Origin of the sequence: Proteus sp. fly-1089 (assembly GCF_040138965.1) — a bacterium.
Taxonomy (GTDB): Bacteria; Pseudomonadota; Gammaproteobacteria; order Enterobacterales; family Enterobacteriaceae; genus Proteus; species Proteus vulgaris_B.
Genome location: NZ_JBEETS010000006.1, coordinates 27,479 through 41,735, shown reverse-complemented (window position 1 = coordinate 41,735; position 14,257 = coordinate 27,479). Strand labels below are relative to the sequence as shown.

General features: G+C 37.7%; 13 protein-coding genes, 2 tRNA genes and 1 pseudogene. 11 read left to right on the top strand and 5 right to left on the bottom strand.

What is annotated here, in order from left to right; translation table 11 throughout:
* Positions 1 to 47: 47 nt before the first annotated feature.
* Positions 48 to 1,187, top strand: coding sequence for an ElyC/SanA/YdcF family protein (locus ABN080_RS13410; RefSeq protein ID WP_349441244.1), 1,140 nt, complete (start codon positions 48 to 50; stop codon positions 1,185 to 1,187).
* Positions 1,188 to 1,267: 80 nt separating this feature from the next.
* Here the strand turns inward: ABN080_RS13410 and ABN080_RS13405 are convergent, their stop codons facing one another.
* The gene (locus tag ABN080_RS13405; protein ID WP_349441243.1) at positions 1,268 to 1,618 is read right to left on the bottom strand and encodes a type II toxin-antitoxin system RelE/ParE family toxin; all 351 of its coding nucleotides are present in this window, start codon (positions 1,616 to 1,618) and stop codon (positions 1,268 to 1,270) included.
* A 14-nt stretch (positions 1,619 to 1,632) separates the two neighbouring features.
* Positions 1,633 to 1,902, bottom strand: coding sequence for a hypothetical protein (locus ABN080_RS13400; protein ID WP_072069015.1), 270 nt, complete (start codon positions 1,900 to 1,902; stop codon positions 1,633 to 1,635).
* Positions 1,903 to 2,163: 261 nt separating this feature from the next.
* Between ABN080_RS13400 and ABN080_RS13395 the strand changes: the two genes are divergently transcribed.
* The 5 genes from ABN080_RS13395 to ABN080_RS13375 all read left to right on the top strand — a co-directional run bounded on the left by ABN080_RS13395 (position 2,164) and on the right by ABN080_RS13375 (position 8,386).
* Complete coding sequence (locus tag ABN080_RS13395; protein ID WP_349441242.1) at positions 2,164 to 3,693, top strand: alpha/beta hydrolase-fold protein; 1,530 nt, start codon at positions 2,164 to 2,166, stop codon at positions 3,691 to 3,693.
* A gap of 202 nt (positions 3,694 to 3,895) precedes the next feature.
* A complete protein-coding gene (phoA, locus tag ABN080_RS13390; protein ID WP_349441241.1) occupies positions 3,896 to 5,335 on the top strand; it encodes an alkaline phosphatase in 1,440 nt (479 codons plus the stop codon).
* Positions 5,336 to 5,746: 411 nt separating this feature from the next.
* The gene (locus ABN080_RS13385; protein ID WP_349441240.1) at positions 5,747 to 7,378 is read left to right on the top strand and encodes a Na/Pi cotransporter family protein; all 1,632 of its coding nucleotides are present in this window, start codon (positions 5,747 to 5,749) and stop codon (positions 7,376 to 7,378) included.
* 2 nt (positions 7,379 to 7,380) lie between these two features.
* Positions 7,381 to 7,929: a GNAT family N-acetyltransferase gene (locus ABN080_RS13380; protein WP_349441239.1), complete on the top strand. Its 549-nt coding sequence runs from the start codon at positions 7,381 to 7,383 to the stop codon at positions 7,927 to 7,929.
* Positions 7,930 to 8,122: 193 nt separating this feature from the next.
* On the top strand, positions 8,123 to 8,386 hold the full coding sequence (locus tag ABN080_RS13375) for a DUF1435 family protein (RefSeq protein WP_072069011.1): 264 nt from the start codon (positions 8,123 to 8,125) through the stop codon (positions 8,384 to 8,386).
* Between the two features lie 64 nt (positions 8,387 to 8,450).
* Here ABN080_RS13375 and ABN080_RS13370 read toward each other — a convergent pair.
* The 3 genes from ABN080_RS13370 to rsmC form a co-directional block, all read right to left on the bottom strand.
* A tRNA-Leu gene (locus tag ABN080_RS13370) sits at positions 8,451 to 8,537 on the bottom strand.
* 38 nt (positions 8,538 to 8,575) lie between these two features.
* A tRNA-Leu gene (locus ABN080_RS13365) sits at positions 8,576 to 8,662 on the bottom strand.
* Between the two features lie 171 nt (positions 8,663 to 8,833).
* Positions 8,834 to 9,850, bottom strand: a complete 1,017-nt coding sequence (gene rsmC, locus ABN080_RS13360) for a 16S rRNA (guanine(1207)-N(2))-methyltransferase RsmC (protein ID WP_349441238.1) — start codon at positions 9,848 to 9,850, stop codon at positions 8,834 to 8,836.
* Positions 9,851 to 9,979: 129 nt separating this feature from the next.
* Between rsmC and ABN080_RS13355 the strand changes: the two genes are divergently transcribed.
* From ABN080_RS13355 to prfC, 5 genes and pseudogenes are all read left to right on the top strand, one after another.
* Complete coding sequence (locus ABN080_RS13355) at positions 9,980 to 10,390, top strand: DNA polymerase III subunit psi (protein WP_072069009.1); 411 nt, start codon at positions 9,980 to 9,982, stop codon at positions 10,388 to 10,390.
* Entirely contained in the window at positions 10,359 to 10,805 is a 447-nt protein-coding gene (gene rimI, locus ABN080_RS13350; RefSeq protein ID WP_151436106.1) for a ribosomal protein S18-alanine N-acetyltransferase, read from the top strand. The genes ABN080_RS13355 and rimI overlap by 32 nt, the downstream gene beginning before the upstream one ends.
* Before the next feature lie 654 nt (positions 10,806 to 11,459).
* Positions 11,460 to 11,687: pseudogene (locus tag ABN080_RS18265) on the top strand (type IV toxin-antitoxin system AbiEi family antitoxin domain-containing protein); the annotation flags it as partial.
* A gap of 103 nt (positions 11,688 to 11,790) precedes the next feature.
* The gene (locus tag ABN080_RS13340; RefSeq protein ID WP_349441347.1) at positions 11,791 to 12,267 is read left to right on the top strand and encodes a nucleotidyl transferase AbiEii/AbiGii toxin family protein; all 477 of its coding nucleotides are present in this window, start codon (positions 11,791 to 11,793) and stop codon (positions 12,265 to 12,267) included.
* Between the two features lie 275 nt (positions 12,268 to 12,542).
* The gene (prfC, locus tag ABN080_RS13335) at positions 12,543 to 14,132 is read left to right on the top strand and encodes a peptide chain release factor 3 (protein WP_072069007.1); all 1,590 of its coding nucleotides are present in this window, start codon (positions 12,543 to 12,545) and stop codon (positions 14,130 to 14,132) included.
* Positions 14,133 to 14,257 lie beyond the last annotated feature (125 nt).

The following is a 14,257-nucleotide window of genomic DNA, read 5'->3' as shown; positions in this document are numbered from 1 at the left end:
TTCGCTCAGGTGAAGAAGCAGACTATTTTTCGTAAAAGGACAAGATAATGGCGCAACCTTCCCGTGTTTCATATCGTATTAAGAAAACGGTCATTTCGTTAGCGATTGCTACTTTAGGTTTTACCGTCTCATCAACTGCATTGGCTTACCAAAAAGTTCATCAGCCAGATAATAGTTATCAGCAATATGTTTCTCAGCGTCAAACAGTTGATAGCTTGATCCAAGATGCGTTAGATGCCTTTAAATCTCCGGCACGAGTGTCAGATGCAGGGTTTACGGGAAAATTGCCATCAAATATGGAAATAGTGGCGCAAAAACTGCAACAAGCTTATAAATTAGAACCTTACCGTCTCGATTTATTATTTAGCACCGCAAGTGCTTATATCTATAACAATGATGTTCCTCGCGCGATTACTATTTATAAACAGATTTTAGAAGCAGCTCCTGATGATATTGATGCATTAATCTATGTCACTTCATGGACACGTTTTGAAGGTAAAGACAAAGAAAGTGAAGCGTATTTCAATAAATTGAAATCATTAAACCCAGCTAAAGCTGAAGAGATTAGTCGCTTTTTTGCAGAGATTGATCGCGTAAGTAAAATGTCTTTAAGTGATAAATTAACACCAGCAGATTTGGCAAAATTAAATAAAACCAAAGAAAACAACGCGATTGTGACATTGGGTTATGCATTAAATCCCGATGGCACAATGAATAAGATTTTAATTGAACGCTTAAATAAAACCTTGGAAGTGGCTAAACAATTACCTGAAGCCATGATTGTCGTTACGGGTGGCGTGCCAAAAGCGCATCAAACGGAAGGTAAATTAATGGCAGATTGGTTGGTGAAAAACGGTATTGCACCAGAGCGTATTTTCCAAGAAAACTATGCCCGTACAACAGTCGAGAATGCATTATTTAGCCGTTATGCATTAACTAAACATCGTATTAAAACGGCCGTTATTATTAGTTCTGGCAGCCATGTCCGCCGTGCCGATGCGATTTTCACGCTTGCAAGCTGGCAAAGTGGCCCCAGTGATATTACTTACTTAACGGTTGTTGCACCTGATAAACCATTGGCAGAATTACAAAAAGCCAGTAAATCAGATATACAAGGTATTTATCGTGATGGTTTAAAAGCGTTGGGATTATGGAGTTTCCGCAGTTATCCGCTAGAAGAGCGTTGATGGGCGCGTTTTAACGCTAATTAACTTAGAAAAAATCTCCTCAATAACAAAAATGATTGAGGAGACTTTTATCATTTTCATCATTTTTTCAATATTAAACAACGATAAAGCATTCCTTCAATATCTTGTTTTGTACTTATAAAAAGTAATATATCGACCGTATTATTTTCTTCATTGAATTCATATAAACAACGAAACTGACTGTTCACATCAATACGTTCACGAATAGCGATCCCTTTATCTGCCAACATTGCATTATAACGATAACGGGTAGGATCTTGAGAAATAGCATCAATAGCTGAGTCAAAAAGTTGATCTATAAATACAGCAGCGGTTTCACTGTTATTGATGCAACTGAGTTTAAATGATTCCGCATCTTTTAATGACCATAGAGCTGTCTCTGATACTCTAATGTTTACAGTTTTTTTCAAAAGCACCTCTAATATTAAGTTCGAGATCCACGTAGTTTTCTTTTGACATCTTCAGGAGACATAACTTGCTCATTTGCTATATCTTCTTTCGCTATCATTACCAATTTCAATAGAGCATTTGATTGACGCTCTTTTTCTCTTTCTTGTAACTCCAGTTGTCTTTCTTCAGCTGTTTGTACAAAAAGCTCCGCTTGACCATTTTTTGTAATATAAACACCACCTTGAAATAATTCTGGATTACCAAGTCCTTCTCGAGCTAGTTTTTGCGACATCGTTATAGACATAATAATTACCTTCATTTAATTGCTATTCATATGCAAGATAGACATAAATAGCGAACTCCTATAATTATTGACTTTATCTTGCTATCACATAGGGAGTGATAATGATTATTTTATTATTTTTCGCTGCGGTGTCAAATTTATTATAAATTTGTACACGCTTAATTTTTATTGAATTGATAACAATTATCATTACTATTGTTTCTCACAATAGTTTATAACGAGAATAATAAAGTGAGAATTCCTCTGATGATATGCGCATTGATGGCCTCTTTTTCCAGTTTTGCTAATTGCTTAGACGTAACTGAAAATAAAGAAATAACAGGTCAGTTTGATAACAACAATACGTTGTGTTTTACCGCTCATTTAGAAAGCCAACGCTATGTTGAATTAAACGTAAAAGGGATACAAAACCTGCGGTTAGAGAAACAAGATGGCACTCATATTCGTAGTTTATTAAAAGATATTCCCGCTGATGGACAGCAAAAAGTGCGCTTTTTATTACCTGAAACTACTAATTATCAATTAGTTGCACAGGGCGAAACTAAAAAACAGTGGCAATTCACGCTAACAACACAACCTTATCAGCCTTTAGATAAAGATGCGGGGATTGCACCTGTTAGCCCTCGTTTACAAACACTCGCTCAACAACTAAATCAACAAAGTATTCAGGTGTTTTGGCAACAAATACGCCAAGAAGGGGCTCCTCTGATTGAGCCTTATGATAATGACAAAAAGTTAGTCACCTTTTTATGGCGAGGAGCGAAGTCGAATGTCTATTTATTGGGATCGCCAGAGGGTAATCATGATCCGTTAACACATTTAGCCAATAGCGATATTTGGTATCGTAGTTATATCGTGCCTAACGACACATTAATGCAATATAAATTAGCGCCCGATGTGCCTGTTATTGAAAATTCAGAACCCTTTGAGCAACGTCGCGCGATTTTAACCACCGCTCAAGCCGATCCGTTTAATTCCCAAAATTCTCCAAGTCAATCTGAGGATATCTATAATCACTTTTCTTTATTATCGTTAGACAAGAAACGTGAATGCCAATTACCCGGTATTCTTGATAGAACAATGAAAGGCAAAACAGAAATTGTTCGTTTTCACAGTGAAATCTTAAATAATGATCGTGAAATAGCGCTTTATCTGCCAGCACAAAAAATGGAAAAACCACGAGTCCTCGTGTTATTCGATGGTCAAACGTATCGTCGCCAATATGGTATTGATAAGTTTTTTGATAAGCAGATCGAGGAAGGAAAATTAACACCTATGATGATCCTATTTGTTGATAGTATTGATAGTGATCGCCGTAGTGTTGAATTACCACCAAATCCTGATTTTTACCGCTTTTTAGCAGATGAATTATTTGTTTGGCTAGAAAAAGAGAAGGGTATTCAAGTTTCAGGCGAAGAGACAATAGTCTCAGGATCAAGCTATGGCGGATTAGCCTCTTCATGGGTTGCTTTTAACCGCCCTGATCGCTTTGGCAAAGTGCTTAGTATGTCTGGCTCTTATTGGTGGGCGCCTGAAAATGAAGAGCCTGAATGGCTTATTAGACAATTTGAGCAAGCAGATAAAAAGCCATTACAGTTTTTCTTAGAGGCTGGGCTATTTGAAAGTCGTGGTGATAAAGGTGGTATTTTAAATAATAATCGCCATCTCAAACAGGTTTTAGAACAAAAAGGCTATCCTGTTCAATCTCTCGAAATGGCCAGTGGGCATGATTATATTTCTTGGTGTGAAACCCTGTATTTGGGGGCTAAAGCATTAACACAAGAAAATTAATATTTTAAGATCCTATCTCAATACAAGAGAAGCTTATACACGAGAATACGTTGTATAAGCTTTATTTTTGTCACCAACTTGTCATAAAGCTGTCATCAAAATTGCTTTTACTCTTCATTTCTTTGTCATTTAACTGCCGTAAGCTTTTTCTGACTTAAAACATTAACCCTGTTTTTTTACTTTAGAGTGCAAGGAAAAAGCTATGTCTCATCGTTACCAACGTTCTATTTTATCCGTTATTGTAACAACGCTATTGGCTGGTGCGAGTTTCTCTTCTTTTGCAGCTCCCGTTGCTGCTGATGCAATTTTGGCACAAGATCGCGCAGCAAAAGGTAATATCACGGAATTTGGCGGTGCTCGCCGTATGACTCAAGATCAAACTGAGGCATTAAAAGCAGCTTTAAATAACAACCAAGCAAAAAATGTGATCCTCTTTATTGGTGATGGTATGGGGGATTCTGAAATCACTGTTGCACGTAACTACGCTGAAGGTGCGGGCGGTTTTTTTAAAGGCATTGATGCGTTACCAATGACGGGTCAATACACACACTATTCATTAGATAGAAAAACACAAAAACCTAACTATGTAACAGATTCGGCAGCCTCAGCAACGGCATGGGCTTCTGGTGTGAAAACGTATAATGGTGCATTAGGGATTGATGTCTTTGGTAAGGATCACCAAACCATTTTAGAATTAGCAAAAATCAATGGAAAGGCAACGGGGAACGTGACTACATCTGAAATTCAAGATGCGACACCAGCTGCACTATTTTCCCATGTCTCTGGACGTAAATGCTATGGTCCAGTTGAAACCTTAGAAAAATGCTCAACTAATGCATTAGAGAATGGCGGTAAAGGTTCTATTTCTGAGCAATTATTAGTGACTCGTGCAGACGTTACATTAGGGGGCGGTGCAAAAAGTTTTGCTCAAACTGCTACAGCAGGAGAATACAAAGGTAAAACGTTAGAGCAACAAGCCATTGAGCGTGGTTATCAAATCGTCAAAGATGCAAAATCGTTAGACGCAATTACCTTGGCAAATCAAGATAAACCGGTATTAGGCTTATTCCATGAAGGGAATATGGCTGTTGCGTGGGAAGGCCCTAAAGCGGTTTATCATGGCAATATCAATAATCCACCATTAGAGTGCAAACCTAACTCTAAACTCGATCCTAATGCGCCAACATTGGCACAAATGACTAAAAAAGCGATCGATTTACTGAAAACTAATGAAAATGGTTTCTTCTTACAAGTCGAAAGTGCCTCTATTGATAAGCAAGATCATAATGCTAACCCTTGTGGACAAATTGGTGAAACGGTTGCGTTAGATGAAGCTGTGCAAATCGGTTTAGATTTTGCGAAACAAAATGGCGATACGCTGATTATTGTTACCGCTGATCACTCTCACTCTAGCCAAATCATTGAAGCTGATGTGAAATCTCCTGGCTTAACACAAGCATTGATCACGAAAGATGGTGCCGTAATGGTCGTGAACTACGGTAACTCAGAGACTGATTCACAAGAGCATACCGGTTCGCAATTACGTATTGCGGCTTATGGTCCTCATGCGGCTAATGTGGTTGGATTGACAGATCAAACAGACTTGTTCTTCACAATGCGTGATGCAATGGGGCTGAAATAAATTTAAGTTAATACCATAGCCTGTCTGAATTTGTAGTCGAATTGCCTTACTAACTTGTTGTATTTTCACGCGACGCAGAGAGATACCCTCTCGTCGCGTTTTTTTATGTATTAATTAAAATAAAGGATAATAAATCAATAGGTTATTTACAGCTTGATTTTGAAAGTGACATATTTTCTGTTATAATTAACAGAACTTACAAATTAATTTCTGTAATATTCTCAACTTCTCCATTGATTATTGCACTTAAATTGCAATATCTTTTTGTCTAATAACCCAACGTGTTATTAAGGCATTATCCATAAAAATCTTTTCTCAGATGTATTATCTGCTCATGGTCTTTCTCTTTTTATGAGATTGAAGGAGAAACAGAGTCAAACAAACAACGATAAAAATAAGGTTATTATTTCTATGCTGACACTGCTTCATTTGCTCTCATCAGTCGCACTTCTTGTTTGGGGAACACATATTGTTCGTACAGGTATCATGCGCGTCTTTGGCTCTGATTTACGCCGAATTTTAGGTAAAAGTATTAATAAAAAATCCAACGCTTTCCTTGCGGGGGTTGGGGTAACGGCATTAGTTCAGAGCAGTAATGCAACGGCACTTTTGGTTATCTCTTTTGTGACACAAGGACTTATTTCGATTACACCTGCACTTGTTATTATGTTAGGTGCGGATGTAGGTACGGCACTTATGGCACGAGTGCTGACGTTTGATCTCTCTTGGTTATCCCCACTTCTTATTCTTATCGGGGTAATTACTTTTTTAAGTCGTAAAAAAGAGCGTGTAGGGCAACTTGGGCGTGTAGGGATTGGTCTTGGTTTAATTATTCTCGCTTTGCAACTGATCGTGACATCCGCAGAGCCAATTACCCATGCGAGCGCTGTACAAGCTATCTTTACATCATTAAGTGGAGACACTGTTTTAGCTCTCTTAGTGGGCGCTTTGTTTGCCATGGTGAGTTATTCAAGCCTTGCTGCTGTTTTATTAACGGCGACATTAAGTGCGACAGGGTTAATGCCTTTGTATATCAGCTTATGCATTGTGATTGGTTCTAATATTGGTAGTGGTTTGCTGGCATTAATGAGTAGCCGAGGACAAAATGTTGTTTCTCGACAAGTCGTATTAGGAAGCCTATTTTTTAAATTGATTGGTGCATTTCTGGTTTTACCTTGGATAATCTTGATTGCTAATAAAATTCAGCAATACGGTTTTTCTCCAGCAGAAGTCGTTATCTATTTTCATGTTATTTATAATCTTGCACGCTGTGTATTAATGATCCCTTTTGTCGGCATAATGGCAAAATTATGTCAGCGACTTATTCCTGAATTACCAGCCACAGGATCTGAAGTTGCACCTCGTTATTTGGATCAATCTGCTATTGATACTCCATCTTTAGCTATCGCTAATGCGGTTAGAGAATCACTACGATTAGGTGATGTTGTGGAACAAATGTTGCAACGTTTTACTGCATTAATGGAAGGTGATCGTCAGCAAAAAAGGGAAATCAGTCAATTAGAAGAAGAGGTTGAATTGCTCCATAGCAGCATTAAATTGTACATGGCGCAAATTCAGCAGCATGATCTGGGAACTGAAGATTCTCGACGCTGGGCGGAAATTATTGATACAGCGATGAATTTACAACAATCATCCGCTATTATTGCGCGCATGTCAGTTGAAGTGGTGAGTAAAGGTTTAAATCATCACTTATTTTTATCGGAGGAAGGGCGTCGTGAATTACAGACACTCCTTGAGCGTCTGCAAAGTAATCTGAATCTGGCGATGTCGGTATTTGTTTCCGGCAACATGGAACATGCTCGTAAGTTACGTCGAGCAAAACATCGTTTCCGTTTACTTAACCAACGTTACTCGTTTGCACATGTAGAACGTCTTCATTTGCATAATATGCAAAGCATTGAAACCAGTTCTCTGCATACCAGTTTGCTTGGTGATATGAAACGGTTGAATTCCTTATTCTGTGCGGTGGCTTACCACGCACTAGAACGAAGTGAATCAACATCAGAACAGGTTAATCTTTAATAATGAAAAATGTTATTCGGCAATTAACACGAAATGAAATTCCACAAGTCTGGGAAATCGATAGAACAGAGCTAATTGAAAAGCTATATGTATTAAAAGAAGGAAAGTTGATTTTATCAGAGCAGCGCTTTGATATGAAAGGTTGGCCAGAAGGTGAAGCAGAACATTACACTCCTGTTTTACTTGAAAGTTTTGATCGTGGAGCACCCTTTTGGGGCGTTTTTGAACATGATCGATTAGTTGCTGCTGTAAGTGTTGATCCGAAAAAGCGCGGTAAAAATGATAGTCTACTTCAACTCTCTTTTTTACATGTTAGCCACCAGCAACGTGGGCAAGGTTTAGCACGAATACTCTTTGACTATTGTGTGAAATATGCGAAGGAAAATGGTGCAGATGGATTATATATCTCATCAACACCTTCTGAAAATAGTGTGAACTTTTATCAGCATTTAGGGTGTCACTTAATTGATATTCCTGATCCTGAACTTTATGAAAGAGAGCCAGAAGATATTCATTTGGTCTTTTATTTTATAAAGCCAAATAATGCATAATTTCGTTTATTGATAACATAATAAAATAAAACGCCTTTTATTGAGAAATAAAAAGGCGTTTTTTCATGTTTTAGAAAACGCTTTAACCCTTTAAAAATTAAGGATATAGAGAGGTTTTTTTCTTTATATAAGTTGATTTAGTACAGGTGTTATATATAATAATGAAAATCATTATCATTAATGGTGAGTTATTATGGCTAAATCAACACGCTTATCTCCAGTCGCTTCTTGGACATCTCGTATCAGTTTATGGGAAATGTTAGCTGTTTCTTCTTTATTCACAGTCATTATGCATTCTATTGCTGGAACATCTGCGTTTACGTTAGTTTTAGTTGTTTCAATGCTGCTATCAACATTGATGCTATTCCATAAGAAATTGCAGATGTGGGTGATGATCCCTGCTGGTGTTGTGTTGACTTATAGCTTAATGACATTGTTAACCACATATTATGGATAATAAATAGGGAGCAATAAAGGATTGTTGACTGTTTGTTATCAAAGGAAAAGAAAGGTTAATTGAGTGGTGCGAAGAGGGGGACTTGAACCCCCACGTCCGTAAGAACACTAACACCTGAAGCTAGCGCGTCTACCAATTCCGCCACCCTCGCAGTCTTACTCAATTATTTAGCTCTACAAAAAATGTGTTTGGTGCGAAAAGGGGGACTTGAACCCCCACGTCCGTAAGGACACTAACACCTGAAGCTAGCGCGTCTACCAATTCCGCCATCCTCGCAATCTAAACATTATCTTTGCAGATAGGAGGCGAATTTTAGGCCTTTTATTTTTAGCGTCAATTATTTTTTATCATTAAATTATCTTGGTGATGAAAAATAAAACACCTTGAATTATCATTCAAAATCGGCCCCAAAAAATAAAGCCCTGTTTTAGATAACAGGGCTTGTGATTAATCTTTCTTAGTGGCTTGGTAAACTTTAAATTTACCTGTTGATGCAAGCACTTCATGAGAGCCAAATACATGATCCAGTATGTCTGGATAAGGGATAAATGAATTCGCTACAATGCGTAATTTACCGCCTTTTCTCAGGTAATTTGGTGCAAGACGAATAATATCTTCAGCCGCGGTATAGCTTGTACCTAAACCATCATGGAAAGGCGGATTTGAGATTATCCAATCATAAGTTTCTTCAACGGCAGAATAGACATTACTCGCAATCACTCGGCCTTCTAATTCATTCACATTTAATGTCGCAATACTGGAAGAAATTGCAGCGGCATTTACGTCACACAAGGTGAGTTTCAGCATTGGATTTTTCTTGCCTAATACTGTAGCGAGAACACCACAACCGCACGCCATATCTAGTAAATCACCCACCATTGCATCATCAAAAGTTGAAAGTAATAAACGGCTACCTTCATCTAATGCATTTTGGCTAAAGACACCTGGTAATGCCATTACGGTTAAATCGTCATGACGATAGGTTTGCCACCAGTTATTACGGTCAAACAGTGTTTGATATGTTTGTGTACCAAAAAATAAGCTACAACGGCGCGCTGAATCTATTTTTTTCAGTTTAGCGATACCGTTCATTAATTCGGTTGCACTTTTAACGCCGCTACGGTTTTCACCAACGATAAAGATTTCAGTACCCACTTGTAAGTTAGAGCAAAGGCTACGCAGTTGGAAAGTGGCTTCGTTTTTATTTTTAGGCCAAAAATAGATCAAGGTATTGCAATATTTCACAAAGGATTGATCTGCAACTAAACCGAAGAGTGCATTATCACCCATTGATTTTAGTAATGGTAACCATTGGTGATATTGGTTTGTATATGCTCTGACACTTTTCGCCTGGATCTGTGCCGCAAAAGTATCTTGAAGATCACCTGCAATAAGTACATGCCTGTCTGCGAAATGATCTAGGTGACGAAGAATAACTTCGCTAGCAGGGGACAGTGAGGACATTATGATTATTACTCCTTAAAAAACATGAGACGCATGATATCAGATATAAAGAAACCGACGCTATTTATTGGCGTAGTTTATGCCCTCTGATACTATGTACCGTTGTTCTACACTTGATAGGTAAGCATAATGAGCCGTAAAGACAGAATGTTATCCCAACTAGGAATTCGTCAGTGGGTACTTCGTAAGCCTGCTGTGTTAAAAGGCGAGCATTCTGTGCAATTTCCGGATACAACACGTTTACTTATCATTACTGATGATACCGTTGATCTAAATAACGGGCTTTTCTCTGATATTTTTAGCGCCATGGGGATAGATAAAAACGAAATCTATTGTATTACAACAGACGATGTGAGCATGCTCACAGAATCATTTGATCTTCCCTGTTGGTTATTAGGCACTGATCTCATTCTTCCCTCTGAATATACTTCTTTGAGAAGCCCTTCATTGCATCAATTATATTTTGATGCCGATGCAAAACGCGATCTTTGGAAACAAATCTATCAATATGAAGACCATTTCACCCTTAAACCCTGCTGATTTACCTTTAGCATGGCAAATAGAAAAATTAAGTCATTCATTCCCTTGGAGTGAAGAAACATTTTATAGTAACCAAGGAAGTCATTATTTTAATCTGAAAATTTGCATTGATAATATTATTGTAGGTTTTGCAATTACGCAATTAATATTAGATGAGGCAACACTTTTTAATATCGCAATCCATCCTGATTATCAGGGGAAAGGTTACGGTAAAGCACTATTATTGGAACTGATTGAAACACTTGAGAAAAAAAATATCACTACCTTATGGCTAGAAGTGCGAGAATCTAATGAAAAAGCGTTCAATCTCTATGAATCTATAGGATTTAATTTCGTTTCAAAACGTAAAAACTATTACCCAACAAAGACGGGAAATGAAGATGCGATTATCATGGCTTACCCTATTTCTTTCTAAGTAAATATTTATTTAAGTTAAATTTAAAGCGCCTTGTATTGGGCGTTTTTTTTATTTTATATAGAATGGTTGAAATTTATTTTTTATTAATTTTATTTAAAAATTATCTTAATTTTCACTTAATGGAAATTTATCAAGTTAATTTCACTTTTGTCATGCTTTCATTGTGAGATTAATGTGATTATAACGATGTTAAAATAGTGAATGATATATAAAATAAGTAAATCGAGTATTTGGTTTTGTTTTAAATAAAGTGATTTATCTCTAAATATACAGAATTAAATTTAAAATAAATGTGCATTTGTTTTAAATGTTATATTCAATCCCGCTTTTAGCTGAAAATAAATAGGCTAATTCTTGACTTTATTAGTAGCTCATAAAGTCAGTTTATAAAATTTTTAGTAAAATAGTTTTATTGTGAGTATCAATGAAACAATGTTGCTCTATAAGGCGATAGTTAGATTGTTCCTTACAAAACAAACAAACAAACCAACCAAAGTATTGCAGATGTTACTCGCGGACTGAACTAAGTAAGTCTTCTAGGTTTTAGTTGTGTGGGTTTAAAAATTGGCTATTATACGGCGATTTTCGCCGTGAATGGAAAGAATGGTAAATCACTTCTTATTCAAAGAGAGAGCGTTCGTTAAAGAGTATAAATGGGAAGAGCAATTGCCACCTGTGTATTTTTCATGCCCAGAAAAAGCCATATTGGAGGTGTTGGTAGATTTGCCTGATAGTGTGTCATTTGAACATGCCGATGAGCTAATGCAGGGATTAGTGAATTTATCTTCAAGAAAGCTTGATACACTCTTAAATGCGTGCAAAAGCGTAAAGGCCAAACGCTTGTTCTTCTGGCTTGCAAAACGCCAAGCTTATCCTTAGTTTGATAAGTTAAATGTAGAAAATTACGATTTAGGCTCAGGTAAACGTGTTGTTGCTAAAGGTGGGAAGTTGGATACAGAGTACCTAATAACAGTACCTCAGCATATGGCATTGGCAAGTAAAGGATCAGTTTAGTATGGATAGACAGCATCCAAGAGACTTATTTGATGTTAAGTGGCTTTTGGAGAATGAAGGGCTAACGGATGAGATTCGTAAAGCATTACTCGTCTATTTATCAAGCCATAATCGGCCAATAGCTGAATTGCTCAGTCCGCAATTTAAGGATATTACTGACACCTATAAAGGTGAATTTACCAACATGGCAGAGACGGATGTCCCGTTGGCGGAACTGGAAGCCGTAAGGGGGCGCCTAGTAGACCTCATTCACCAAGAACTGACCGATATTGAAAAGTCTTTTTTGCTATCCTTTAAAAATAGAGAGCCTGATTGGTCTCTACTCGGCTTGGATGGAGTCAGTGGGCTTCCTGCCATCAAATGGAAACAAATCAATTTGGCAAAAATGCCGAATGAAAAACATACACAAGCCCTAGAAAAGCTGAAAGATGTTCTCGGTATATGATTTCTAAAAATAGACATTTATGCCGTGCTGAACACTTCCATGCCGTCTCCTGTTACAATATTAACTGTTACAAGATCGAGTGTTGTAGTTTAAATTGTAGAAATGGTAACCGATTACACAACCATTGATTGTTTATACAGACAAGATAGGCGAAAATAAGCGCCAATTAAGATTAACTTGCGAGTTGAATGTCTTTATAGTCACTTTAATTATTAGTTATATAAGTATATCAGTGCCTTACATTCACTCGTCTATCAACCAGAAGATCACCATTGATGTCTAATCCTATTTTTCAGCAAGAAGTTGCTCGTCGTAGAACTTTTGCCATTATTTCTCACCCCGATGCGGGTAAAACAACCATCACTGAAAAAGTGTTGTTATTCGGACAAGCGATTCAACGTGCAGGAACCGTAAAAGGACGTGGTTCAAATCAGCATGCAAAATCTGACTGGATGGAAATGGAAAAACAACGTGGTATTTCTATTACAACCTCAGTTATGCAATTCCCTTATGCTGATTGTCTAGTTAACTTACTTGATACCCCAGGGCATGAAGACTTCTCTGAAGATACCTATCGTACTTTAACGGCTGTTGACTGCTGTTTAATGGTGATTGACTCTTCTAAAGGGGTCGAAGATCGTACACGTAAGTTAATGGAAGTAACACGTTTACGTGACACTCCAATTTTAACTTTTATGAATAAACTCGACCGTGATATTCGTGACCCAATGGAAGTCATGGACGAAGTTGAAACTGAGCTAAAAATTGCTTGCAGTCCGGTTACTTGGCCTATCGGTTGTGGAAAACTTTTTAAAGGGGTTTACCACATTCTGAAAGATGAAACTTATCTTTATCAAACAGGTCAAGGCCACACCATCCAAGATTCTCGTGTCATTAAAGGGTTAGATAACCCAGAGCTTGATGAAGCGATAGGTGATGATTTAGCAAGTCAATTACGTGACGAATTAGAGTTAGTACTAGGTGCATCTCATGAATTTGATCATGAAGCCTTTTTAGCGGGTGAATTAACACCCGTGTTCTTTGGTACAGCATTAGGTAACTTTGGTGTTAACCACATGCTTGATGGCCTTGTAAAATGGGCACCAGCACCAATGCCTCGCCAAACAGATATGCGCCAAGTTACAGCAAATGAAGAAACGTTCACCGGCTTTGTTTTTAAAATCCAAGCAAATATGGATCCTAAGCACCGCGATCGTGTAGCATTTTTACGTGTTGTATCTGGTATGTATGATAAAGGTATGAAATTACATCAAGTCCGGATCAAAAAAGATGTGGTGATTTCAGATGCATTAACCTTTATGGCAGGCGATCGTTCCCACGTTGAACATGCTTACCCTGGCGATATTATTGGTCTTCATAACCATGGTACTATTCAGATTGGTGATACTTTTACTCAAGGTGAAATTCTTAAATTCACGGGTATTCCAAACTTTGCGCCAGAGTTATTCCGTCGTATTCGTTTACGTGATCCATTAAAACAGAAGCAGTTACTTAAAGGATTGGTACAGTTATCAGAAGAAGGTGCTGTACAAGTCTTTAGACCATTGGCAAATAACGATTTAATCGTCGGTGCAGTCGGTGTGCTTCAGTTTGATGTGGTTGTTGCAAGACTTAAGAGTGAATATAACGTTGAAGCGATTTATGAATCCGTTAACGTTTCAACGGCACGCTGGGTTGAGTGTGATAACGAGAAGAAACTCGAAGAATTTAAACGTAAAAATGAACAAAACTTGGCGCTAGATGGTGGCGATAACTTAACGTATATCGCACCAACGATGGTGAACTTGAACTTAACGCGTGAGCGTTATCCTGATGTGGAGTTCCATCAAACACGCGAACACTAATTTACTCGTCATACTTCAAGCTACAACGTTGTTGACTACGTTCATTCGCGCTAGTCACATACTTATGTATGCTCCTAGCGACTCATTCACTTGTCGCCTAGTTGTAGCTTGAATTATTTAGAGTA

What these genes read in the sequence shown, in the direction of transcription:
- ABN080_RS13410 (WP_349441244.1), top strand. Translation starts at nt 48, where the DNA reads ATGGCGCAACCTTCCCGTGTTTCATATCGTATTAAGAAAACGGTCATT.
- ABN080_RS13400 (WP_072069015.1), bottom strand. Translation starts at nt 1,902, where the DNA reads ATGTCTATAACGATGTCGCAAAAACTAGCTCGAGAAGGACTTGGTAAT.
- ABN080_RS13395 (WP_349441242.1), top strand. Translation starts at nt 2,164, where the DNA reads ATGGCCTCTTTTTCCAGTTTTGCTAATTGCTTAGACGTAACTGAAAAT.
- phoA (WP_349441241.1), top strand. Translation starts at nt 3,896, where the DNA reads ATGTCTCATCGTTACCAACGTTCTATTTTATCCGTTATTGTAACAACG.
- ABN080_RS13385 (WP_349441240.1), top strand. Translation starts at nt 5,747, where the DNA reads ATGCTGACACTGCTTCATTTGCTCTCATCAGTCGCACTTCTTGTTTGG.
- ABN080_RS13380 (WP_349441239.1), top strand. Translation starts at nt 7,381, where the DNA reads ATGAAAAATGTTATTCGGCAATTAACACGAAATGAAATTCCACAAGTC.
- ABN080_RS13375 (WP_072069011.1), top strand. Translation starts at nt 8,123, where the DNA reads ATGGCTAAATCAACACGCTTATCTCCAGTCGCTTCTTGGACATCTCGT.
- rsmC (WP_349441238.1), bottom strand. Translation starts at nt 9,850, where the DNA reads ATGTCCTCACTGTCCCCTGCTAGCGAAGTTATTCTTCGTCACCTAGAT.
- ABN080_RS13355 (WP_072069009.1), top strand. Translation starts at nt 9,980, where the DNA reads ATGAGCCGTAAAGACAGAATGTTATCCCAACTAGGAATTCGTCAGTGG.
- rimI (WP_151436106.1), top strand. Translation starts at nt 10,359, where the DNA reads ATGAAGACCATTTCACCCTTAAACCCTGCTGATTTACCTTTAGCATGG.
- prfC (WP_072069007.1), top strand. Translation starts at nt 12,543, where the DNA reads ATGTCTAATCCTATTTTTCAGCAAGAAGTTGCTCGTCGTAGAACTTTT.